Annotated in this window: 22 protein-coding genes; 12 read left to right on the top strand and 10 right to left on the bottom strand. The window is 73.3% G+C overall.

The annotated features are described in order from the left end of the window. The coding region (locus tag ACFPIJ_RS46095; protein WP_380125797.1) for a S1C family serine protease at nt 1-1,572 on the top strand (1,572 nt) is incomplete at its 5' end. Between the two features lie 58 nt (nt 1,573-1,630). On the opposite strand, the gene ACFPIJ_RS46090 is transcribed toward ACFPIJ_RS46095, so the two are convergent. Beyond that, the gene (locus ACFPIJ_RS46090; protein WP_380125795.1) at nt 1,631-2,569 is read right to left on the bottom strand and encodes a hypothetical protein; all 939 of its coding nucleotides are present in this window, start codon (nt 2,567-2,569) and stop codon (nt 1,631-1,633) included. A gap of 63 nt (nt 2,570-2,632) precedes the next feature. Here ACFPIJ_RS46090 and ACFPIJ_RS46085 point away from each other — a divergent pair, with 63 nt between their 5' ends. Further along, nucleotides 2,633-3,286: a TetR/AcrR family transcriptional regulator gene (locus tag ACFPIJ_RS46085; protein ID WP_380125793.1), complete on the top strand. Its 654-nt coding sequence runs from the start codon at nt 2,633-2,635 to the stop codon at nt 3,284-3,286. On the opposite strand, the gene ACFPIJ_RS46080 is transcribed toward ACFPIJ_RS46085, so the two are convergent. Together ACFPIJ_RS46080 and ACFPIJ_RS46075 are read right to left on the bottom strand one after the other, a co-directional pair. After that, entirely contained in the window at nt 3,274-4,209 is a 936-nt protein-coding gene (locus tag ACFPIJ_RS46080; RefSeq protein WP_380125791.1) for an RNA polymerase subunit sigma-70, read from the bottom strand. The genes ACFPIJ_RS46085 and ACFPIJ_RS46080 overlap by 13 nt on opposite strands. Then, a complete protein-coding gene (locus ACFPIJ_RS46075) occupies nt 4,206-4,988 on the bottom strand; it encodes an SAM-dependent methyltransferase (protein ID WP_380125789.1) in 783 nt (260 codons plus the stop codon). The genes ACFPIJ_RS46080 and ACFPIJ_RS46075 overlap by 4 nt, the downstream gene beginning before the upstream one ends. A 133-nt stretch (nt 4,989-5,121) precedes the next feature. Here ACFPIJ_RS46075 and ACFPIJ_RS46070 point away from each other — a divergent pair, with 133 nt between their 5' ends. Genes ACFPIJ_RS46070 through ACFPIJ_RS46060 form a run of 3 tightly spaced genes read left to right on the top strand, consistent with a single transcriptional unit; the run spans nt 5,122 to nt 9,617 of the window. Continuing rightward, nucleotides 5,122-7,365: a hybrid sensor histidine kinase/response regulator gene (locus ACFPIJ_RS46070; RefSeq protein ID WP_380125787.1), complete on the top strand. Its 2,244-nt coding sequence runs from the start codon at nt 5,122-5,124 to the stop codon at nt 7,363-7,365. A gap of 23 nt (nt 7,366-7,388) precedes the next feature. After that, on the top strand, nt 7,389-8,570 hold the full coding sequence (locus ACFPIJ_RS46065; RefSeq protein WP_380125785.1) for an NAD(P)/FAD-dependent oxidoreductase: 1,182 nt from the start codon (nt 7,389-7,391) through the stop codon (nt 8,568-8,570). A gap of 54 nt (nt 8,571-8,624) precedes the next feature. After that, nucleotides 8,625-9,617 carry a zinc-binding dehydrogenase gene (locus tag ACFPIJ_RS46060; protein WP_380125783.1) on the top strand — a complete coding sequence of 331 codons (993 nt, stop codon included), beginning with the start codon at nt 8,625-8,627 and terminating at the stop codon, nt 9,615-9,617. Nucleotides 9,618-9,620: 3 nt separating this feature from the next. Here the strand turns inward: ACFPIJ_RS46060 and ACFPIJ_RS46055 are convergent, their stop codons facing one another. From ACFPIJ_RS46055 to ACFPIJ_RS46045, 3 genes are read right to left on the bottom strand one after another with little or no spacing between them, the layout of a single operon-like run. After that, nucleotides 9,621-10,589, bottom strand: a complete 969-nt coding sequence (locus ACFPIJ_RS46055) for an aldo/keto reductase (protein WP_380125781.1) — start codon at nt 10,587-10,589, stop codon at nt 9,621-9,623. A gap of 34 nt (nt 10,590-10,623) precedes the next feature. Continuing rightward, nucleotides 10,624-11,913 carry a hypothetical protein gene (locus ACFPIJ_RS46050; protein ID WP_380125779.1) on the bottom strand — a complete coding sequence of 430 codons (1,290 nt, stop codon included), beginning with the start codon at nt 11,911-11,913 and terminating at the stop codon, nt 10,624-10,626. Between the two features lie 60 nt (nt 11,914-11,973). Then, nucleotides 11,974-12,153 (bottom strand): hypothetical protein, encoded by a 180-nt coding sequence (locus ACFPIJ_RS46045; protein ID WP_380125777.1) that lies wholly within the window; start codon nt 12,151-12,153, stop codon nt 11,974-11,976. A gap of 281 nt (nt 12,154-12,434) precedes the next feature. On the opposite strand from ACFPIJ_RS46045, the gene ACFPIJ_RS46040 reads away from it, so the two are divergent. Together ACFPIJ_RS46040 and ACFPIJ_RS64535 are read left to right on the top strand one after the other, a co-directional pair. Beyond that, nucleotides 12,435-13,100, top strand: a complete 666-nt coding sequence (locus tag ACFPIJ_RS46040; RefSeq protein WP_380125775.1) for a PASTA domain-containing protein — start codon at nt 12,435-12,437, stop codon at nt 13,098-13,100. Between the two features lie 38 nt (nt 13,101-13,138). Further along, nucleotides 13,139-13,339 carry an LppU/SCO3897 family protein gene (locus ACFPIJ_RS64535; RefSeq protein ID WP_417323611.1) on the top strand — a complete coding sequence of 67 codons (201 nt, stop codon included), beginning with the start codon at nt 13,139-13,141 and terminating at the stop codon, nt 13,337-13,339. A gap of 11 nt (nt 13,340-13,350) precedes the next feature. Here the strand turns inward: ACFPIJ_RS64535 and ACFPIJ_RS46035 are convergent, their stop codons facing one another. Beyond that, nucleotides 13,351-14,487, bottom strand: coding sequence for a hypothetical protein (locus tag ACFPIJ_RS46035; RefSeq protein WP_380125773.1), 1,137 nt, complete (start codon nt 14,485-14,487; stop codon nt 13,351-13,353). A 108-nt stretch (nt 14,488-14,595) separates the two neighbouring features. On the opposite strand from ACFPIJ_RS46035, the gene ACFPIJ_RS46030 reads away from it, so the two are divergent. Further along, nucleotides 14,596-15,132 (top strand): hypothetical protein, encoded by a 537-nt coding sequence (locus ACFPIJ_RS46030; protein WP_380125771.1) that lies wholly within the window; start codon nt 14,596-14,598, stop codon nt 15,130-15,132. Nucleotides 15,133-15,147: 15 nt separating this feature from the next. Here the strand turns inward: ACFPIJ_RS46030 and ACFPIJ_RS46025 are convergent, their stop codons facing one another. Genes ACFPIJ_RS46025 through ACFPIJ_RS46015 form a run of 3 tightly spaced genes read right to left on the bottom strand, consistent with a single transcriptional unit; the run spans nt 15,148 to nt 17,680 of the window. Next, the gene (locus ACFPIJ_RS46025) at nt 15,148-15,717 is read right to left on the bottom strand and encodes a TetR/AcrR family transcriptional regulator (protein WP_380125769.1); all 570 of its coding nucleotides are present in this window, start codon (nt 15,715-15,717) and stop codon (nt 15,148-15,150) included. Then, the gene (locus ACFPIJ_RS46020) at nt 15,717-16,598 is read right to left on the bottom strand and encodes a class I SAM-dependent methyltransferase (protein WP_380125767.1); all 882 of its coding nucleotides are present in this window, start codon (nt 16,596-16,598) and stop codon (nt 15,717-15,719) included. Before ACFPIJ_RS46020 ends, ACFPIJ_RS46025 begins: the two co-directional genes overlap by 1 nt. After that, complete coding sequence (locus ACFPIJ_RS46015; protein WP_380125765.1) at nt 16,595-17,680, bottom strand: ROK family transcriptional regulator; 1,086 nt, start codon at nt 17,678-17,680, stop codon at nt 16,595-16,597. The genes ACFPIJ_RS46020 and ACFPIJ_RS46015 overlap by 4 nt, the downstream gene beginning before the upstream one ends. 42 nt (nt 17,681-17,722) lie before the next feature. Between ACFPIJ_RS46015 and ACFPIJ_RS46010 the strand changes: the two genes are divergently transcribed. From ACFPIJ_RS46010 to ACFPIJ_RS45995, 4 genes are all read left to right on the top strand, one after another. Beyond that, complete coding sequence (locus ACFPIJ_RS46010) at nt 17,723-18,964, top strand: MFS transporter (protein ID WP_380125763.1); 1,242 nt, start codon at nt 17,723-17,725, stop codon at nt 18,962-18,964. Between the two features lie 167 nt (nt 18,965-19,131). Then, nucleotides 19,132-19,797 carry a DUF4097 family beta strand repeat-containing protein gene (locus ACFPIJ_RS46005; protein ID WP_380125761.1) on the top strand — a complete coding sequence of 222 codons (666 nt, stop codon included), beginning with the start codon at nt 19,132-19,134 and terminating at the stop codon, nt 19,795-19,797. Nucleotides 19,798-19,825: 28 nt separating this feature from the next. Next, nucleotides 19,826-20,809 carry an ATP-binding cassette domain-containing protein gene (locus ACFPIJ_RS46000; RefSeq protein WP_380125759.1) on the top strand — a complete coding sequence of 328 codons (984 nt, stop codon included), beginning with the start codon at nt 19,826-19,828 and terminating at the stop codon, nt 20,807-20,809. Beyond that, nucleotides 20,806-21,588 (top strand): ABC transporter permease, encoded by a 783-nt coding sequence (locus tag ACFPIJ_RS45995; RefSeq protein WP_380125757.1) that lies wholly within the window; start codon nt 20,806-20,808, stop codon nt 21,586-21,588. The genes ACFPIJ_RS46000 and ACFPIJ_RS45995 overlap by 4 nt, the downstream gene beginning before the upstream one ends. The last annotated feature ends 34 nt before the right edge of the window (nt 21,589-21,622 follow it).

The raw sequence follows: 21,622 nt of genomic DNA, 5'->3' as shown, positions 1-21,622 counted from the left end.
GCCGCGCCCGCGCCGCACGCCGCCGCGCCCGCGCCGCACGCCTCCGCGCCGATCTGGGCGCGGCCGGCCGGTGTGCAAGGCTCCGGGGAGAGCACCGGGCAGGTCCCGGCCGGGCCGTTCCCGCCGGCGTTGCAGGGTTCCGGCGCCTCGACCACGCCGCTGCCGGGGCACCCGCAGCACGTCACCGGCGCCCACGCGCCCGGGCTGCCCGCCGCTCAGGTCACGCCGGGAGTGCCGGGGATGGCCGCGCCGGGCACGCAGACCTGGCCGACGACCCCGATGACGCAGCGCACCGGCGCGTTCCCGACCACCGGCGGGCCGGCCAACGGCTCGACCACTGCCGCGTTCCCGGCGGTCGGCGCCCTGGGACAAGCACCAGGACAAGCACCGGGACAAGCCCCGGGACACGCGCCCGGCCCGCACCCCGTGAGCGGTCCCGCGTACCCCGGCCAGTACGGCTACCACGGCCAGCAGCCCGCGTCCGGCGGTCCGCTGGGCTACCCGCCGGTGTCCGGCCAGCCCGGGTACGGGCACCAGCCGCAGCAGCCCATCCGGGGCGGGCGGGTCGCAGGGCTCATCGTGGCCGGGGTCGTGATCGCGGTCGTGTCGGCGTTCGGCGGCGGGCTCGTGGCGACCAACTTCGCCGACGACAATGCCGGGCCGACGACCGTCGTCACCCGCAACGCCGCACCGAACCTCGAGCGTGGCTCGGTCGGCGCCGTCGCCGAGGCGGTCCTGCCGAGCGTCGTGGACATCACGACGCAGGAGGGCGAGGGCTCCGGCGTCATCATGAGCACCGACGGCACCATCATCACCAACAACCACGTGGTGGCCGGCGCGACGAAGCTGACGGTCACGTTCAGCACCGGCAAGACCGCCACCGCCACGGTCGTCGGCACGGACCCGGCCGGGGACATCGCGGTGATCAAGGCGCAGAACGTGTCGGGGCTGACCGCGGCGAAGTTCGGCGACAGCGACGCGCTGCGGGTCGGCGACACCGTCCTGGCCGTCGGCAGCCCGCTCGGCCTGCAGGGGTCCGTGACGGCGGGCATCGTCAGCGCGCTGCACCGCACGATCAGCTCGGGGGAGCAGGGCGCGAAGTCGATCGCCGACGCGATCCAGACCGATGCGGCGATCAACCCCGGCAACTCCGGTGGCGCGCTGGTGAACCTGGCCGGCGAGGTCGTCGGCATCAACACCGCGATCCTCACCGCCGGCCAGGACAGCAACGGCAACATCGGCGTCGGCTTCGCGATCTCCGCGAACCGGGCCCGCTCCGCCGCCGACCAGCTCGCGAAGGGCGGGAAGGTCAGCCACCCGTACCTCGGGGTGCAGCTCGGCGACGGCGACAACGGCGCCCTGATCGGCGGGGTCGTGACCAACGGGCCGGCGGACAAGGCCGGCATCAAGACCGGCGACCTGGTGACGAAGATCGGCACCACGACGATCAACGGCGCGACCGACCTCATCAACGCGGTGCAGGCCGCGAAGGTCGGCGACAAACTCTCGATGACCATCAAGCGCAACAACGCCGAGCAGCAGGTCACCGTTACGCTCGGCGAGTCGCCCTGAGACAGCACTCCCTTTCGCAGCAACGGCCCGCGCTCGCCACAGCGCGGGCCGTTGTGTGTCACGGGCCCAGTTCCCCGATCAGCGACCGGAACCGTGCGAACGCGGGTTTCGGCGTGTAGTCGGAGCGGACCAGCCCGAATTGGAACATAATGTCCGCTTTGTTCGAATCGGCGTCGCGCAGCGAGAAGTGCTCATACGCGGTGATGTGCAGCGGCCCGGACAGCTCGTCGACGGTCCGCACCACCGTTTCCAGGACGTCGGCCTGCCGCTGGTGCGAGCGGTCCGGTCCGGTCGCCCAGCCATGCTCGGTGACGTGGATCGGCACCGACGCAGGGATGCCTGCCGCGGCGAGGCTGGCGGAGCGGAACCCGTGCAGCACCGCGCCGACGGCGCCGGCGAACGCCTCCACCGGTACCGGACGGAACACGTCGGGAAAGAAGTCCAGGCCGACGTAGCCCAGCGCGCCGGTGAACTCGGCGCCGCCGAGGCGGCCCAGCCCGGTCCAGAAGTCCTGCCCGGGGTCGAAGACCGGGGTGGAGTTGCAGCCGACCAGCACGTCCAGCCCGAGCCGGTCCACCTCGTCCCGGGCGGCCAGGACGCCTTCCACGATCGCCCGCCGGACCTGTGGGAACCCGCCGTCGCCACCGGGACCGGCGTGGTTGGCCTCCTCGCCGACCTGCAGCGTCGCCAGGACGTCGCCGTGCTCGCGGATGAGCCCGCGCAGGTACGCCAGCCAGCCGGAGAGGTCGTCGCCCGGCTCGTGGAAGCAGGCGACGAGGTCGAGCCGCCGGTCGTTGACGGCGTGGCGGGCCGGCCGGGGCGGCGCCTCCTGGTGCCCGCCGAGGGCGTCGCTGTAGTGCACGTAGCCGCGCACGAGCTGTGGTCGCAGCTCATCGAGCCGCTCGTCGATGCGGGCCGCGTCCTCCGGCGGCCCGGGGGTGATGACGCCGTCCAGGTCGGCGCCGAGGCCGCCCGGATAGATCCCGAAGTGCAACATGCGGTCACGGTACGACGAATCTTGGTGTGACACCAAATTTGTGGTGACGCTATGATTGTCGGCGTGGCACTGCGAGCGGAGAAGAAGGCGGCGACCAGGACGGCGATCGCGGACGCGGCGCTCGGCCTGTTCCTGGTCAAGGGGTTCGACCGGGTCACGGTCGCGGAGGTGGCCGACGCGGCCCGGGTCTCGGTGAACACGGCGTTCAACTACTTCCCCACGAAGGAGGACCTGTTCTTCGACCGGCAGGACGAGGTCGTGCAGCGCCTCGCCGATGCGGTGCGCGGACGCCGGCCGGGGGAGTCGCCCGTCGCCGCGGTGCGGCGGCTGTTCCTGGAGGAGCTCGACCGCGGCGAGCCGACCCTCGGCCTGTCCCCGGACGTGGCCGCGTTCTGGCAGATCGTCGACGACTCGCCGGCGCTGCAGGCGCGGGCCAGGCTGCTCTCCCAGCGTGCGGAGGAGGCCCTGGCCGAGGTGCTCGGCGGTGCGACGTGGCGGGCCGCGGTGTTGGCCGCCGTCGACCGGGCGTTGCACGCTTTCATCCGCGACCGGATGCGCGCCGGTGACGACCCGGCGGCCGTGCGGGCCGCCGTGCGGGCCGAGGCGGAGACCGCCTACGCCGTGCTCGATCAGGCCGTGCTCGATCAGGCCGTGCTCGATCAGGCCGTGCTCGATCAGGCCGTGCTCGATCAGGCCGTGCTCGATCAGGCCGTGTGAACCAGGCTCGCCGGGAGGTCGAACAGCGGGAACAGGTCGGCCCGGCCCAGGTAGGCGACCGACGACGTGATCAGCGGCCCGCCGGTGAGCAGCAGCAGCGCGAACGGCCGGCCGTCGCGGTACTGCCCGAACGCCGGTCCGCCGTTGGCCCGCACCTGCAGCAGGACGTCGCCCCGGCAGGCGTCGGAGGCGCGCATCGTGGCGCCGATCGCGTCCCGGCCGGACAGCCACCACGAGAACGGCGGCATCGACATCGTCGCGTCCTCGTGCAGCAGCGTCACGAGCGTGTCGACATCGTGGTTGGTGAACGCGTCGACGTACCGGTCCAGCAGTGCCTGATCGATCTCCCCCTCAGTGGTCCGTCGCGGTGAGGGGGCGAAGGGCAGTGCGGCCCTGGCCCGTTGCAGGGCGCTGTTGACCGACGGCACGGACGTCTCCAGCAGCGTGGCGACCTCCGCCGCCGACCACGACAGGACCTCGCGCAGGATCAGCACCGCCCGCTGCTTCGGCGGCAGCACCTGCAGCGCCGCGACGAACGCGAGCCGGATCGTGTCCCGCTGCACGGCCAGGTCCGCGGGGTCACCGCCGGCGGGCAGCACCCTGGCGTCCGGGACCGGGCCGACGAACGCGGACTCCGGCAGCGGCGCCCCGAAGTCCCCGCCGGGAACCCCGGCCGGCGCCAGGTCGACCGCGAGGGCGCGGCGGCCGGTGGCGCGCAGCACGTCCGTGCACACGTTGGTGGCGATCGCGAACAGCCAGGTCCGCAGGCTGGCCCGGCGCTCGTCATACCGGCCGGCGGCGCGCCAGGCCCGCAGCATCGTCTCCTGCACCGCGTCCTCGGCGTCGAACGCGGAGCCCAGCATGCGGTAGCAGTACCCGGTGAGCGCCACCCGGTGCGTGTCGAGGTCCGGCCCGGAGATCATGTCCGGACACCGACCGCGGCCAGGGCGGCGTAGGCGTCCGGGTCCTCGACCGGCGGGTCGCCCGGGTCGGGGTGCCACAGCGGCAGGTGGACCAGTCCCGGGTCGAGCAGCTGCCAGCCGTCGAGCAGGCCGAGGATCGCGGCCCGGTCGCGCAGCACCAGCGGCGTGCCGGTCCGCACGTACAGGGTCGCGAGGTCCTCCAGCCGGTCGGGGCGCGAGCCGGCGGTGCCGTGCGACACCGCGAGGACGCTGCCCGGGGCGACCGCGTCCCGGTAGCGGCGCAGGGCCGCGTGCAGCTCCGGCGAGTCCGGGATGAAGTGCAGCATCGCGACCAACAATAGGCAGACCGGCTGGTCGAAGTCGACCAGCGCGCGCACCGCCGGGTCGTCGAGGATCTGGTCCACGTGGTGCAGGTCCGCCTGCAGGACCACGGTGCGCGGGTCGTCGCCGAGGATCTGCCGCGAGTGGATCACCGCGGTCGGGTCGACGTCGACGTAGACCACCCTGGCGCCGGGGTCGGCGGCGCGGGCGGCCTCGTGGACGTTGCCCTCGGTCGGGATGCCGGAGCCGATGTCGATGAACTGGCCGATGCCGCGGGACGCGGCGAGCCGCACCGCGCGGCGCAGGAACGCCCGGTTGTCCCGGGCCATCTGCGGCATCTCCGGGACCAGGGCGAACGCCCGTTCGGCGACCTCCCGGTCGACCGCGAAGTTGTGCGTGCCGCCGAGGAAGTAGTCGTAGATGCGGGCGGCGCTCGGGCGGTTCGGATCAACGCTCATGCTGCCGCCTTCCGCTGCGCTCCAGGCGTCCGCATGAGCCCAACCTGCGACATGCTTCGCTCGCAGAGCTCGCTCAGGGCACCTCTTTCCGAAAGTCGACTACTGTCCGTTTTTGTCACATTACGCTGAGTGTTTGGCGCACACGTGCGGGGGCGGTCAGGTGCGGTGGACGGAGTCGCTCGCGAGCGGCCTGCTTGAGGTTGCGCCGGACGCGATCGTGGTGAGCGACGGAGACGGCGAGATCGCGTTCGTCAACGCCGCGGCACGCGACATGTTCGGCGCCGACGACCTCGTCGGTCAGTCCGTCAACGTGCTCGTGCCCCCGGCGAACCCGCCGATGGCCGAGCGGGTCCGCGCGTACCTGGGGGTCACCCAGCCCGACAGGCGCGTGGGGCAGCCGCTACGGGCGGTCCGCCGTGACGGGACGCTGTTCTCCGCGGAGATCACGCTGTCGGTCGTGGAGGGGCACATCTTCGCGGTCCTGCACGACCTCAGTGGCCAGAGCGGCACCGACCGGGCCCGGTCGCTGCTCGCCTCGATCGTGCAGTCCTCGCACGACGCGATCGTCTCCACCGACCTCGACGGGCTCGTCCTGTCGTGGAACCCGGGCGCCGAGCGGCTCTACGGCTACACCGCGGGTGAGATGCTCGGCCGGTCCAAGGACCTCATCATCCCGCCGTCGCGCCGGGCCGACGAGGCCGAGATCCGCACGATCGTCGCGGCGGGAGGTCGCGTCGACCCGTACCGGACGCTGCGCCAACGCTCGGACGGCACCGTCTTCACCGTCTCGATGCTGGTCTCGCCCCTCGCCGCGCCCGACGGCCGCACGATCGGCGTCACGACCACCACCCGTGACATCAGCGAGCGGGAGCGCGCCGAGGCGCAGATGCAGGCCGTCATCGACGCCGGACCGGACGCGCTCATCGGCGTCGACGAGACCAACCGGGTCGCGCTGGTCAACAGCCAGGCGGAGCGGCTCTTCGGCTACCCCCGCTACGACCTGCTGGACATGCCGGTGCGGCGGCTGCTGCCCGACGGCGCCGTGGCCGCCGGCTGGTCCGGCCCGGCCGCCCGGCACCGCGACGGCACGCTCGTCCCGGTCGACATCACCCGCAGCGTCCTGCGCACCGACGAGGGCATGATCGAGCTGGCCGGCATCCGCGACGTCACCGAGCGCATCGCCGCCCGCGCCGAGCAGGAGCGGCTGCGCGCCGAGGCGGAGCGGCAGATGGACGAGGTCCGCCAGCAGCGCACCCAGCGCCTGGAGAGCCTCGGTCAGCTCGCCGGTGGCGTCGCGCACGACTTCAACAACCTCCTCGCCGTCATCCTCAACTACGCCGAGTTCATCGTCGAGGACGGCGCCGGCACCCCGTTCGCCGAGGACGCCAAGCAGATCCTGCGGGCCGGGCAGCGCGGCAGCGACCTCACCCACCAGCTGCTCGCGTTCGCCCGGCGGGAGGTGATCCGGCCCGTGCCGCTGGACGTCAACCGGGTCATCGCCGAGGTCGAGCAGATGCTGACCCGCTCCATCGGCGAGCACATCGAGCTCAGCACCACGCTGGCCGACGGGCTCCCGTCCGTCGTCGCCGACCCCGGCCAGCTCGAACAGGTCCTCGTCAACCTCGCCGTCAACGCCCGCGACGCGATGCCCGAAGGCGGCCGGCTCACCGTCGACACCGGCACCGTCACCGTCGACGACGAGCACTCCATGACCCGCGACGGCTTCAAGCCCGGCCTGTACGTGCGGCTCCGCGTCTCCGACACCGGCACCGGCATGCCCCGCGACGTGCAGGACAAGGCGTTCGAGCCGTTCTTCACCACCAAGCCCAGCGGCGCCGGCACCGGCCTCGGCCTGGCCACCGTCTACGGCATCGTCGTGCAGGCCGGCGGCACCGTGCGCCTCTACTCGGAGCCGGGGCTCGGCACCACGATCACGATCCTGCTGCCGGCCACCGACGCCGAACCGCTCACCGCCGGCGGCAGCCCCTGCGCCGACCTGCCCGGCGGCGCCGGGCAGACGGTCCTCGTCGCCGAGGACGAGGAGGCGCTGCGCGAGGTCACCACCCGCATCCTCGGCCGCGGCGGCTACACCGTGCTCGCCGCCTCCGACGGCGCCGACGCCCTGGCGGTCGCGGCCGCCCACGAAGGCCCGATCGACCTGCTGCTCAGCGACGTCGTCATGCCCGGGATGCTGGGCCGGGTCCTCGCCGAACGGCTCCGCCTGGCCCGGCCCGGCACCAGGGTGCTGTTCATGTCCGGCTACGCCCAGCCGGTCCTCACCAGCAACGGCATCCTCGACCCCGGCGTCCACCTGGTGGAGAAACCCTTCACCGGCGCCGACCTCCTCGCCGCCGTGGCCGAGCAGCTCACGGCGTAGCGTGCCCGGGTACGGTGCTGTCCATGGACTTCGATGCGATCGTGGTCGGGGCGCGCGTCGCCGGCGCACCCACCGCCATGCTCCTGGCCCGCCGCGGCCACCGCGTGCTGCTGCTGGACCGGGCCGCGTTCCCCAGCGACGTGCTGTCCACGCACCTGCTGCACGTGCCGGCGATGGCGCTGCTGCGGCAGTGGGGCCTGCACTCGCTGGTTGCCGAGTCAGGGGCACCTCCCCTCGCGGGGTTCCGCATGGACTTCGGCCCGTTCGCGATCAGCGGCCCGCCGCCGGCCGTCGACGGTGCGGCCCACCCGTACTGCGTCCGCCGCACCGTCCTGGACAAGATCCTGCTCGACGCGGCGGCCGCGGCAGGGGCCACCGTCCGCGAGTCCACCACGGTGCAGGGCCTGCTGCGCGATGACACCGGCCGGGTCGTCGGCGTGCACGGTGCGGATTTCGAGGCCCGGGCGCGGGTCGTCGTCGGCGCCGACGGGCTGCACTCGCTGGTGGCCCGGGAGGTCGGCGCAGCCCTGTACGACGCGACGCCCTCCGCGACCGCCTGCTACTACACGTACTACCGCGGCGTCGCCGGCCCGCTCGCGGAGATCTACCAGCTCGGCGACCGCGCCGTCGTGGTGTTCCCGACCAACGACGACCTCGCCTGCGTCTTCGTCGCCTGCCCCGCCGCCCAGTTCCACGACTTCCGCGCCGACATCGAGGGCAACTTCCTCGCCGCCGTCGGGCGCGTGCCGGGTCTCGCGGACCGGCTCGCGGCAGGGGAGCGGGCCGAACGCTTCCGTGGCACCGCCGACGTGCCGAACTTCTTCCGCACCTCACACGGCCCCGGCTGGGCGCTCGTCGGCGACGCCGGCTACCACAAGGACCCGTGCACCGCGTCCGGCATCACCGACGCCTTCGTCGGCGCCACCCTGCTCGCCGACGCGATCGACGCCGGCCTGCCGTCGGACCTCGACGCCGCGCTCGCCGAGTACCAGCGCCGCCGCGACGAACGCTTCCTGCCGGCGCTGCACCTGACCCGAGACCTCGCCTCGATGGAGCCGCCGGCCCCGGAGATGGCCGCGCTGTTCGCCACGATCGCCGCGTCGCCGGCGGAGAGCATCCGCTTCCTCGGCGCGATGCAGGGCAGCACCCCGATCCCGGAGTACTTCGCCCCGGACAACATCGCCCGCATCATGTCCACGGCGTGACCGCCCTCACGGCGCCTTGACCTTCCAATCAATGTGAAGGTTTAGCGTCGCCGCATGACCACCAGGAACGCCACCATGCGAGCCCTGCGGCAGGCCACGCTTGCCGGCCCCGACGATCTGCACCTGGTCACCGACGTGCCGGTGCCGGCACCGGGCGCCGGCGAGATCCTCGTCCGGGTCACCGCCGCGGGCGTCAACTTCGCCGACGTGATGCAGGGCCACGGGACCTACGGCGGGGGACCGCGGGCGCCCTACCTCGCCGGGTTCGAAGCCGCCGGGGAGGTCGTCGCGCTGGGCGACGGCGTGGCCGGACCGCCGGTCGGCGCGCGCGTGGTGGGTGCCGGGCCGGGCGCGTTCGCCGAATACGTGGCGATGCCGGCGGTTTCGGCGGTACGCGTGCCGCCGGACTGGGCCGACGAACAGGCGCTCGGCCTGGTCCTCAACTGGGCGACCGCGCTGGCCGCGCTCAAGCCGCTCGGCCGTGTCGGTGCCGGCGAGACCGTCGTGATCCACGCCGCCGCCGGCGGGGTCGGTCAGGCCGCGGTGCGCCTGGCCAAGCACTACGGCGCGACCGTCGTCGGCGTCGCCGCCCGGGACAAGCACGACGTGGTGCGCGCCCTCGGCGCCGACCACGTGCTGGACCGCACCGCCGATGTCACGGCCGAGGTGCTGCGGCTGACCGCCGGCGCCGGTGCCGACCTGGTCCTGGAGTCGGCCGGCGGCAGCGGGTTCGCCGCCGGCCTGGCGGCCACCCGGCGCGTCACCGGCCGGGTCGTTGTCTACGGGCTGGCCGGCGGCGAGGCCCCGGTCACCAACGCCGATCTGGTGTTCCGGCACCAGATCCAGCTGATCGGCCTGCACATCGGCGTGCTGGCCGGGGCGGCACCGGACGTCTTCGCGTGGCTGATCGGGGAGCTGCACGCGCTCATCGCCGCGGGGGTGTACCCGCCCGGGGCGCCGGCCGTCCACGACCTGGCGGACGGTCCGAAGGTGCTGGCGCAGCTCGCCGCCGGGTCGACCACCGGCAAGCTGGCCCTGCGCCCCTGATCCTCAGTGCCGGGCGAACGGGGCGGCCCACGCGTGCCGGTCGGCGGCGTCGAGGCGCTCCACCTGGTCGGGGGTGAGCTTGAGCTCGACCCCGTCGAGGGCGGCGTCGAGCTGGTCGAGCTTGCTGCCGCCGAGCATCGGACGGATGCCCCGGCTCAGCAGCCAGGCCAGCACCACCTGACCGCGGGCCGCCCCGGTCTCGGCGGTCACCGCGTCCAGGGCGGCCAGCCGGGCCGTGTTGCCCGGGTGGTCGTACACGTCGGGGATGTCCTTGGCCGGGTTGTCGTAGGCGCCGGACAGCAGCGGCGTGTAGGCCCACACCTCCAGCCCGTGCTCCGCGGCGTAGTCGGCCTGCTCGTCGCTGAGCACGCCGAACCGGTGCACGACCCCGGGCGGGAGGGTGCCCGGCCGCGGCCGCAGGTAGGTCGCGTTGAGCTGCAGCGCGTCGAACGGCGGCGCGCCGATCGTGCGGGCGTGCGCCCGGCCGCGCTCGACCAGCCAGGCCGGGTGGTTGGAGACGCCGACCCGGTCGGCGGGCAGCCCGGCGAGGGCCTCGACGGTCTCCTCGATCGGCGTCGAGCGGTCCTCCTGGTGCAGCCACAGCAGGTCGACCCGGTCGATCCCGAGCCGGTCGAGGCTGCCGGCGAACGCCGCCCGCACCGCGGCGGGGGAGAGCCCTTCCCGCCGCTCCGGCCAGGAACCGGCCTCGAGGGGCTCGGCGCCGAGTTTGGTGGCGATCCGCACCCGGTCGCGGACACCGGGCCGGGCGGCGAGCCAGCGGCCGATGATCCGTTCACTGTCGCCGCCGAGGCCGGTGTCGCTCGCCCAGAACGCGTAGCAGTCGGCGGTGTCGATCCATTCGCCGCCGCGCTCGACGAACCGGTCGAGCAGGGCGAAGGACGTGTCCTCGTCGATGGTGGTGCCGAACATCATCGCCCCGAGCACCAGCGGGGACCGCGTCGCATCCGTCATGGCACCGACCCTGGCACCTGGAGCGCGCTCCAGGTCAACCGCGGTGCCGCTCGCCGAGTTCGGGGAAGGCGCGCCGGAGCTCGGCGAGGAACACCGGGTGCCGCTCGGCATACGTGGTGACCGCCGCCCAGACCGCTTCGAGGGCCGCCTGCAACGGATCCGGCGCCGCCGCGGCGAGCAGGGCGGGCAGCGCCATCGCCCGCGGCTCCACCGGCCCCTTCAGCGCGCTGTGGACCAGGTCCTCGCCTCTTCGGCGGCCGGCCGGGCGCAGTGAACTGATGGAATACGTGAAGGTCCGCGGACCCAGGATCCGGTTCAGCAGCGCCGTCATGTCGGTGAACTCGGCCGGGAGCGGGTCGCCGCGGTCCAGCGCCGCCCACGCCGGGGCCATCCAGTCGAGATCGGCGATGCGGGCGACGGTGAACGCCCGCCGCGCCGCCCAGATCGCGACCCGCCGCTGCGTGGCCGGGCCGGCGTCCGCGATCCGGTCGACCAGGTCCCGGTCCACCAGGGCGATGCCGTGGACGTTGCCCCGGACCTGCCGGAGCCGCTCGCTGGGCGCCCGCCCGCCCCACTGCCGCACTTCGTCGCGCCGCCGGTACTCCTCGTCGCGCCGCTGCCGTTCCGACCGCTGCCGCAGCTCGTCCTCCACCCGCTCCCACAACGCCGGCGGGGGTGGCAGCGCGGCCGCCCAGCGGTGCCAGTGCGCGGCGGCGTCGCTGCCCTGCCGCAGGACCGCGTCGGCGCCTTCCGCGTCCGAAGCCGGCTCCGTCGGCCCTGTCGGCTCGGTCGGCCCTGTCGGCCCTGTCGGCCCTGTCGGCTCGGTCGGCGCTGTCGGCGCTGTCGGCCAGAAGCACAGCAGGTAGCGGTCCGGCCGTTGATCCGGGTAGCCGAGCTCGTCGATCTCGTCCGGGTCGCGCCCGCCGAACGGGTCCCGCCCCTCGTCCATGCCGTCGGCGCAGTACCGCACCCGGAAGACCGGCAGCGGGCCGGTGCCGCTCCCCTCGGGGATCAGCGGCAGGTGCGCCAGCGGCCCGTCACCCCACGGGACCAGTCCGACCGTCGCGGCCCTCGGCACGAACGACACCTCCACCACGTCCTCCCACGCCCCGTCTGCCGGCGGCGCGGCGTCGTGCAGCTCGACCCGGAACCTGACCTGCCCGGTGTGCGTCCCGGTCATGAGAAACAACGCGCCCGCATCGGCGGCCCCGCACAACCCGTTCACCTGTCCGGCGAACGCCCCGCTCATGTCCGGCAGCTCGCGGCTGGTGACGTAGATCTGGCCGTACGCAACCGGCGCCGTGCCGTCGAAGAGAACCCGCATCGATCGATCCTGCCATCGATCGATCCTGCCATCGATCGATCCTGCCATCGACGGACGCGATCACGGCGCGGGAACCGGACGGGCGACGGAGACGCGGCTCGCCGCGGCGAAGCTGCTCCAGAGCATCCAGCGGTGGAACCCGTTGACCATCGGCGTCGTGCCCGTGAGCCGCACCCGCTCGTCGCGGATCGCCGCCGCGAGCGGGACCCGACCGATGTAGACGCAGTAGAGGTCGTGCACGGCGCCGGTGACGACGAGGTCGACCGGGAGTTCGGGTCGGTGAAGGAGATGGAGACGTCGGCCAACTCCAGTGTCATCCAGGCCCGGCCGGGACTGCTGCTACGGCGGCGCGTTCGCGCAGGGCGTGCGGGCGTGCGGGTGCGCTCGGGCGGGAGCGCGAACGTGTTCGACGCGTTTCAATCCGAAGCAGACGCCCGGGTGGCAGTTCGACCTCCAGGGCGAGCTGTATGTGGCGCGCAGCAGGCCGATCGCCCACGGCCCCCGGTGATGCGCTCCGGACGTTGACGGCGCTCAGGACCGATCTGCACAGCGACCTCGACACCGCGACCCGCGCCGTCGACGCGCTGTCCAAACACGCGATCGGCGACGATGTCCAGCTGGTCGCCGGCGCGAACCAGGCACTGCGGGACGCCGCGATCCACCCGGCGGAAACGGCGGTTGACTTCGGGCTGGTCGCGTACGGATCCCCGCGTCCGGCACGGACGATCCGCCTGCTCGGACCGCCGGTCGCGCGGTCCTGCCGCGCCCGCACGTCCCAGCCCTGGGTGCACGCCGACCTGGTCTCCGACGGCCTGGTCGTCTCGGTCGACACCGTCCAGCCGGGCCGGCGCACCGCACGGATCCGGCTCACCGGCCTCGTCGGCGTGTCCGGCGGGTGGGGCGGTCTCCCGCAGCGGCCCGTCGTTTCGGCCTCCGCCGGGCCGGGCAGCTCGGGCGCGTTACCGCCGTCGACCGGCGGGCAGCGTCAGGGCACCGCGGCGGCCGCCAAGGTTCAGGTCCCGGATGTCCGCGGCGCCACCGAGGCCACCGCCAAGCAGACGCTCAGCGGGAAAGGGTTCAAGGCGACCGTCTCGTACCGCTCGGGCACCTCGCAGACGCCCGGGACGGTCATCGGTACCACCCTGGTCCCGGGGCGCAGGTCGCAGCCGGCCAGACGATCGAGCTGATCGTCGCCGCCGCGCCCGGTGGCCCGCGGGAGGCCGCTGTGGGCGACTGTCTTGCCGACTCCGGCTCACCGGCGACTCCTGCACTCCGCGTGGTGCAGTGCGGGCCGGGTGTGTTCAAGGTGTTGAGACGCTTCGAGGGAACCTCGGACCGGGCCAAGTGCAAGGGCGTCTCCGGGCACACCCACGACTACTTCGCGACCGAGCCGCCCGCCTTCGTGCTGTGCATGGCGTTGCTCTGACCCGGCCCTCATCAGGTCCGGCGGGGGAAGCCCATGGTCAGGCGTGGGGGGCCGCCCAGGGCCGTGGAGAGGAGGTCGACCAGGTCCCATGTGGACCCGTCTCCGCTCGAGGTCAGGCCGGCCAGATCGTTCGCGATCAGCTTCCAGCGTGACCCGGTCATGGTGACCGGGGTCCGGGCCGCGCCGGGTGCGGCCCGCCGCACGGCGTCCTCGATCGGGGCGTGCACCGACCTGTCGCCGTTGGCGGAGACCGACACCGGTCCGAGGACCCGCAGGATCGCCTGCCATGTCGCGGTGGGCAGCGCGGCCGTGTACGTGCGGCCGTCGTCCAGGTCCAGCGCGTCGGGTGCGGTCGCGGCGACGGTGAACTCGCACCACGACGACCAGCCGGCGTCGTCGCCGGGGTTCAGGTCCGGGATTCCACGGACCCGCCAGCAGTACGTCACCCCGTGCGCGAGGGTCAGGTGCCGGCGCAGGTCCAGGGTCGCGGTCCGCCCGGCGGCGACGGGTTCGCCAGGCAGCGTTCCGTTCGGGTCGCCGGCGTCGGTGGCGCGGCGGAGCTGGAACGTGGGCTGGACGTACTGCTCGGCCGGCACCCCGGTGAACGACGCGGACAGGGTCGGGTGCACGGTGTCCAGGACCGGGCGGTCCGGGCCGGTCACGCAGCCCCCGCCCGCCGTGGACAGGCCGACCGGCTGCGCGGCGGTGGCGGCCTGTGGCAGTGCGGAGCTCGGTTGTGGTGCTGCCGCCGGCTGCCGCGGGGCGGGCGGGTGCTGTGGGGTCGCCGTCCGGCCGGGATCCGAGGGGCGAGCGGCGACGGCGACGGCGAGCGCCAGGGCGACGGCCACCGCGCCTCCGACCGCCATCGGCACCAGCGACCGCAGCGCCTGTCCGTCCACAGTGGACTGATTGGCGGTGGACGATCCGGTCGTGAGTGGCTCATCGGCGGAAGGCGTCACGGCCGGAGGCGGGTCGGCGGACGGCGACCCGGCGTGCTCCGGCGGGTCGGTCGGCGCCGCTGCGGGCGGGACGGACTGCCTGGTCCGGACCTTGCGAGCGGCGGCATACGCGCCGCCGGCGACGGCACCGGTCACCGCGAGCAGGGCTATCCAGCGGGAGCGGCGGGGCGTGGTTACGGCATGTGTCATCGGCGGCGCGCAGCCGGATCTGAGCGGTTTTCGGCGGGACACATGGGGCGCGTGTGGTGTGCGAGACTGTCGCCGCTTTCGAGATCCAGCGCTGCGCCCGGAGACATGATGACGCTGCATTACCGCCGCCCCAACTTCTTCCTGCTGGCGCTCTACTTCGCGGCCGGCCTCGGGATCATCTACGCGTCGCAGACCGGCTGGGAGCTGCGGATCCTGTTCATCCCGCTGGGCTCGACCGCGCTGCTGGTGCTCGGCGCCGTCGTGGTCCTGTTCGCATTGTGGAGCCTGCGGCAGGCGTTCCGGCCCAACCCGGTGACGATCGAGCAGGCCGGCCTCCGGCTGCGCGTGGCCGGTATCAACCGGGGGGTGCCGTGGGGCGCGATCGACGCCGTCTTTCTCGAGCCGTACGTCAACCCCGGCGACGACTCCGGCACCCACCGCCTGATCATCGTGCCGGCGGCCGGTGTCGACCTCGGCACGGCGGCGGACTACCGCAACCAGGCGGACGGGCGGCCGTCGATCGTCCTGCTCGCCCTCGACGAGACCCTCCAGAGCGCGGCCGAGGTGCACCAGGCCCTCGCCGCGTACGCCGGGCCGCGGTACGCGCCGCCGGCCGCGGCCGGACCCTTCATCGCGGAGGGCTGAGCACAGCCTGCCCGTTCACTGCGGAGGGCTGAGCGCGGCCCGCAGCAGGTGTTCGGCGGCGGCGGCTAGTCGCTCGTGGTCCAGGGTGTCGTCGAGGACGGTCTGCAGCAGCAGGCCCTGATACACGGCGATGAAGATCCTGACCACCGCGTCCGCGTCGACCCCAGGCGGCAGGGGATTGCCGGCGAGCAGCTCCGCGGCGTGCGAGGCGGGACGGTCGACGCCCGAACGGACCAGGGCGCGGATCGGCTCCGAGCGGACCGTCTCCGCCCACACCTGCAGTGACAGCCGCAGGGCGTCGCGCCCGGCCGGGTCGGCGAGGCCGCGCAGCAGGTCGGCGTACGCGGCGAACGGGTCCTCCCGCAGGCGGCGTTCGCGCTGCTCGTGGCGCTCGGCGACGATGGCGGCGATCATGTCGTCCTTGCCGGTGAAGTACCGGTAGACGAGGCCGGCGCTGACCCCCGACTCGCGGACGATGTCCTGCACCGACGTGCGGTGGAACCCTTCCCGGGCGAAGCACGCGGCGGCGGCGTCGAGGATCTGCCGGCGCCGCGCGGCGAAGTGGGCATCGTCGACCTTCGGCATCAACGACCACCGACCCCGGAAAAGCCGACGTGAGCCAGGGCGACCCGGTAGAACTCGGCCGTCGGCTCAGCCTGGCGGGACGCGGGCAGGAGCCGCCGCGCCGCCGCCCGCGTCGACAGGTCCTCGACCAGGTCCAGCCCACGCTGCCGCAGGTAGTCGGGGACCTCGGCCGGGTCGAGGCCGAACGTCCACGGCTCGCCCTCGCGCCGCACCGCGTCGTGCCACTCGGCGGCGCCGGGGAACGTCGCGGTGCCGTCCAGGACGCCACGGTCGACGTAGGTGAAGATGACGGTGCTGCCCGGCGGGCACAGCGCGGTGAGGCCCCGCAGCGTCGCGTCGACGGCCGCCGCGGTCAGATAGTTGGTGACGCCTTCCCAGATGGCCACGGTGCGCACCGAGGGTTCGAACCCGGCGTCCCGCAGCACCCTGCCGAGGTTGTCGGCGCCCAGGTCGGCCGGCGCGAACACCACCCCGGGGCGGGCGTCGCGCCCGAGCCGCCGCCGCTTGGTCGCCTGGGTCGCGGGGTGGTCGACCTCGAAGAACGCCGGGCCGTCGAAGCGGGCCGCGCGGCTGTCGAACCCGGCGCCGAGCAGCACCACCTGCCGGGCGCCGCCGGCCAGGGCGGCCGCCAGCCACTCGTCGATCAGCCGGGTCCGCACGACGGCGGAGGCGCGCGGGCCGCCGGACCAGCGCCGGTCGATGTAGCGCACCAGGGCGCCGTGCACCCCCGGCACCCGGCACAGGTCGATCACCGTGCGGTGCCGCCGGGGCAGCAGCCGCCGCGCGGGCGGGTCGCGGAACAGGCCGCCGCCGGGGCGGACCGTCTCCAGGGCGCGGAACAGGGCGACGTGCTCGGCGGTGCGGCTGCTGCGGTCGATCACACCGTCGAGAATAATGAACGAACACCCATTTTTGAAGGGATGCCGTACGCCGCGTCGAGCACCTGCATCGCCGCGCCCGCCGCGATCACGTCGGCGCCCAGCTCGGCCACGGTCACCGAGACGTCCAACCAGTGCGAGCGGGGGATGGCGTCGCGCGTCGTCGTCTCGTACACCTCGGAAAAACGCAGCAGATCCGCGCCGGCGAGGACCACGTGGTTGACGTCCGTGGTCTGCAACAGGTTGACGATGCCGGTCGCCAGCACCCGGGCGGCCGTGCCCAGCTGCCCGTCCGCCACCGCGGTGTCGTGCAGGATCTCCAGGCAGCCGGTCCGGCCACAGACGCATCGGGGGCCGTCGAGCTGCAGGACCGTGTGGCCGAACTCGCCCGCGTTGGTGTGCGCGCCCCGGTAGGCCGCGCCGCCGAGCCACAGGCCCGCGCCGATGCCCGACTCCACCATGATGAGCGCGCCGTCGCGGAAGGCGGGCCCACGCCGCCATGCCTCGGCGGTGACGCCGGCCGTGACGTCCTTGTCCAGGTGCACGGGCAGCGCCAGGCGCTCCTGCGCCAGCTCGCGCAGCGGCACGTCGTGCCAGTGCCGCAGCCGGTGGGCGTCGCGGACGATGCCGGCGGCATGGTCGAGCGGGCCGACCATGCCGATGCCGACGCCGACCGGGTTGATGTCGGCGTTTCGCACCTCTTCGCGCATGGCGTCCAGCAGCTGGCCGGGCGTGAAGTCGGGCGGCAGCGGCGTGACCGTCGAGGTGAGCACGGTGCCGGCGAGGTCGGTCAGGACCGTGCGCAGCGTGCGGCGGGCCACGTGGAAGCCGATCGCGTGCCGGCTGCCCGGCACGAGCCGGTAGATGCTGGCCGGCTTGCCGACGCCCTGCCGGCGGACCCCGCAGACCTCGACCAGGCCGTGCTCGACCAGCCGGCCGAGGACCTTCGACACGGCCTGCGGCGTGAGCCCGGTCGCCTCGGCGACGCCGGCCCGGTCGAACTCGGCCCGGCTCCGGGCGAGCGCGACGACGAGCGACTCGTTGTAGTCGCGCAGGTGCTCCAGGTGGGCGCCGGGCGTGTCCATCACCACATCGTATAACGCAACAGCGTTGCTAAAATCCCTGTCATGGACCACCTCACCGCGTCCCGGCGCTGGACGGCGCTGCTCGCCCTCGCCCTGGGCGGCTTCGCCATCGGGTTGACCGAGTTCGTCGCGATGGGGCTGCTCCCCGACATCGCCCGCAATCTCCTGCCCTCGCTGTATGAACGCTCCAGCGCCAGGGCCGTCGCCCACGGCGGCTGGATGATCACCGTCTACGCCCTCGGCGTCGTGGTCGGCGCCCCGACGATTGCCGCGCTGACCGCCCGCGTGCCGCGCAAGCGGCTGGTCGTCGGGCTCCTCGCCCTGTTCACGCTGGGGACCGTCGCGTCCGCACTCGCCCCGACGTTCGAGCTGGTCCTCGTCGCCCGCTTCGTCGCCGCGCTGCCCCACGGCGCCTACTTCGGCGCCGCCGGCCTCCTCGCCGCCGCGATCATGGGCCCCGGCAACCAGGCCAAGGGCTTCGCGATCGTCCTCGGCGGCCTCACCGCCGCCAATCTCGTCGGCGTCCCCGCCATCACCAGGCTCGGCCAGACCGCCAGCTGGCGCACCGCGTACATGGTGATCGCCCTCATGTTCCTCCTGACGCTCTTCGCCGTGGCCGCCACCGTCCCCGCCGTCGCCGCGGCCGTCGACGGCTCACCCCGCGCCGAGCTCGCCGCCTTCCGCGCCCCGCAGGTGTGGCTCGTCGCCGCTGTCGCCGCCCTGGGCTTCGCCGGCTTCTTCGCCATCGACAGCTACATCGCCCCCGTCACCACCCACGTCGCCGGCCTCTCCACCGGTGCCGTCCCCTGGGTCCTCGTCGCGGTCGGCCTCGGCATGACCGTCGGCAACGCCGCCGGCGGCTACTTCTCCGACCGCGACCTGCGCCGCAGCATCCTCGGCGGCTTCGTCGTGTTCATCGCCGCGATGGTCGTCTTCGCCCTCGTCGCCGGCTCCACCACCGGCCTGTTCGCCGGCGCCTTCCTGATCGGCGCCAGCGGCCTCTTCCTCGGCCCCGCCATGCAGTCCCGCCTGATCAGCGTCGCCCCGACCGCCCAGCTGATGGGCGCGGCGGTGAACCAGTCCGCGATGAACATCGCCAACAGCCTCGGCGCCGCGCTCGGCGGTCTGGTGATCGCCCGCGGCTGGGGTTACGTCGCCCCGGCCTGGGTCGGCATCGCCCTCGGCGTGGTGGGCCTGGCCCTGGCCGCGGTGAGCTTCGCCGTCGAGGACCGCACCACCCGCCGCGCGGCCACCGTTCGCGAGCCCGCCCTCGCCCGCGACTGACCAAACGCCGGCGCCCACGACCTCGACCACGGCGGCCCCGGTGGCCGCTGTCATCGGTGAACGGGTGCTGATCGGGGCTGTCAGCGTGCTGTTGGTGCGCTGTCAGCGGGGGCGGCCAATCTCTGTGCACAGCGGACGACCGGTCCGCACAGCCAGAGGAGCAAGCGATGCAGCAGTTCGAAACCCCCAACCCGATCTCGGCCGTTCTGGACATCCCCGCGGGGCGGGTGCGGTTCGTCGCCGGGGACCGGGCGTACACGACCGTTGAGGTTCTGCCCGTGGACGCGTCCAAGAGCCGCGACGTGAAGGTGGCGGAGGAGACCACGGTCGAGTACGGCGACGGCGTCCTGCGGGTGGTGGCGCCGGCGAAACATCAGATTCTCGGCAGTTCGGGATACGTCGAGGTGACGGTCGAGCTGCCCGCCGGTTCGCAGCTCGAGGTGAAGGCGGCCAGCGCGGAGTTCCGGGCGGTCGGGCGCTACGGCGACGTCGTGTTCGACGCCGCGCACGGGGCGGTCAAGGTCGACGAGGCGGCGAGTGTCCGCCTCACCACCCTCGCCGGTGACGTGTCCGTCGGGCGGGTCAACGGGTCCGCGGAGATCAGCACCGCGAAGGGCGACATCCGCGTCGCCGAGGCCGTGCGCGGCACCGTCACGCTGCGGACCCAGGCCGGCGACGTGTCGATCAGCGCCGCCAACGGCGTGTCCGCCTCGCTGGACGCCGGCACCGGTCACGGCCGGATCCACAACGCGCTGAAGAACACCGACGGTGTCCCGGACCTGACCATCCACGCGACCACCGACTACGGCGACATTCTCGCCCGCAGCCTCTGACACCGCCATCATCGAGGGAGCACCGACCATGACCAGCTTGGCCATCGCAGCGAACAACCTCCGCAAGTCCTACGGCGACAAGGTCGTGCTCGACGGTGTCGACCTGACCGTCCCGGAAGGCACCATCTTCTCCCTGCTCGGCCCGAACGGCGCCGGCAAGACCACGGCCGTGAAGATCCTGTCCACGCTCATCTCCTCCGGCACGGGCTCCGGCACCGTCCGGATCGGCGGCTACGACCTCGCCACGGACCCGCAGAAGGTGCGCGCCTCGATCGGGGTCACCGGCCAGTTCTCCGCCGTCGACAACCTGATCACCGGCGAGGAGAACATGCTCCTCATGGCCGACCTGCACCACCTGACCAAACGGGAGGGTCGCCGCACCGCCGCGAACCTCCTGGCCCGCTTCGACCTCACCGACGCCGCCAAGAAGCCCGCGTCGACCTACTCCGGTGGCATGAAACGCCGCCTCGACCTCGCCATGACGCTGGTCGGCAACCCGAGCATCATCTTCCTCGACGAACCCACCACCGGGCTCGACCCGCGCAGCCGCCACAACATGTGGCAGATCATCCGCGAGCTGGTCACCGACGGCGCCACCGTCTTCCTCACCACCCAGTACCTCGAGGAGGCCGACCAGCTCGCCGACCGCATCGCGGTGCTCAACCACGGCAAGATCGCCGCCGAGGGCACCGCCGCCGAGCTCAAGCGGCTCATTCCCGGTGGGCACATCCGGCTCCGCTTCACCGATCCCATCGCCTACCGGTCCGCGGGTCTCGCGCTGCACGACGCCACCGGCGACGACGACGCCCTCGCCCTGCAGATCCCCAGCGGTGGCAGCCAGCGTGAGCTGCGCTCCGTCCTGGACCGGCTGGACTCCGCCGGCATCGAGGCGGACGAGCTGACCGTGCACACCCCCGACCTCGACGACGTGTTCTTCGCCCTCACCGGCGACGCCCACGCCACCGACGCCCACGCCACCGTCCCCGCCCAGGCCAAGGAGGCCGTCCGATGAGCACTCTCGCCCTGACCGTCCGCGACTCGTCCACGATGCTGCGCCGCAATCTCCTGCACGCCCGGCGCTACCCGTCGCTCACGCTGAACCTGCTCCTCACCCCGATCATGTTGCTGCTGCTCTTCGTGTACATCTTCGGCGACACGATGGGGTCCGGGATCGGCGGCGGGCGGAAGGAGTACATCGCGTACATCGTCCCCGGGCTGCTCCTCATGACCATCGGCAGCACGGTCGTCGGCACCGCGGTGTCCGTCTCCAACGACATGACCGAGGGCATCATCGCCCGCTTCCGCACCATGGCCATCCACCGCGGATCGGTCCTCGTCGGGCACGTCATCGGCAGCGTCCTGCAGTCCGTCATGGCCGTGACCCTGGTCGGCGCGGTCGGCGTCGCCATCGGGTTCCGGTCCACCGGCGCCGGCGTGCTGGAGTGGCTGGCCGCGTTCGGCCTGCTCGTCCTCTTCGCCACCGCGCTCACCTGGATCGCCGTGGGGATGGGCCTGGTCAGCCCGAACGCCGAGGCGGCCAGCAACAACGCCACGCCGCTCATCCTGCTGCCGCTGCTGTCCAGCGCCTTCGTCCCGGTCCACGCGATGCCGGGCTGGTTCCAGCCGATCGCCGAGTACCAGCCGTTCACGCCCGCCATCGAGACCCTCCGCGGGCTGCTGCTCGGCAGCGAGATCGGCCACAACGGATGGCTCGCGGTGGCCTGGTGCGTCGGGCTCTCGGTCCTCGGCTACTACTGGTCCACCTCGAAGTTCAACAGCGAATCGAAGTGACCGCTGGAAGACGGCGCACATCGGCACCACGCCG

The organism is Dactylosporangium cerinum (assembly GCF_042653625.1).
Lineage (GTDB): Bacteria > Actinomycetota > Actinomycetes > Mycobacteriales > Micromonosporaceae > Dactylosporangium > Dactylosporangium cerinum.
This window is presented reverse-complemented; position numbering and strand designations above follow the sequence as displayed.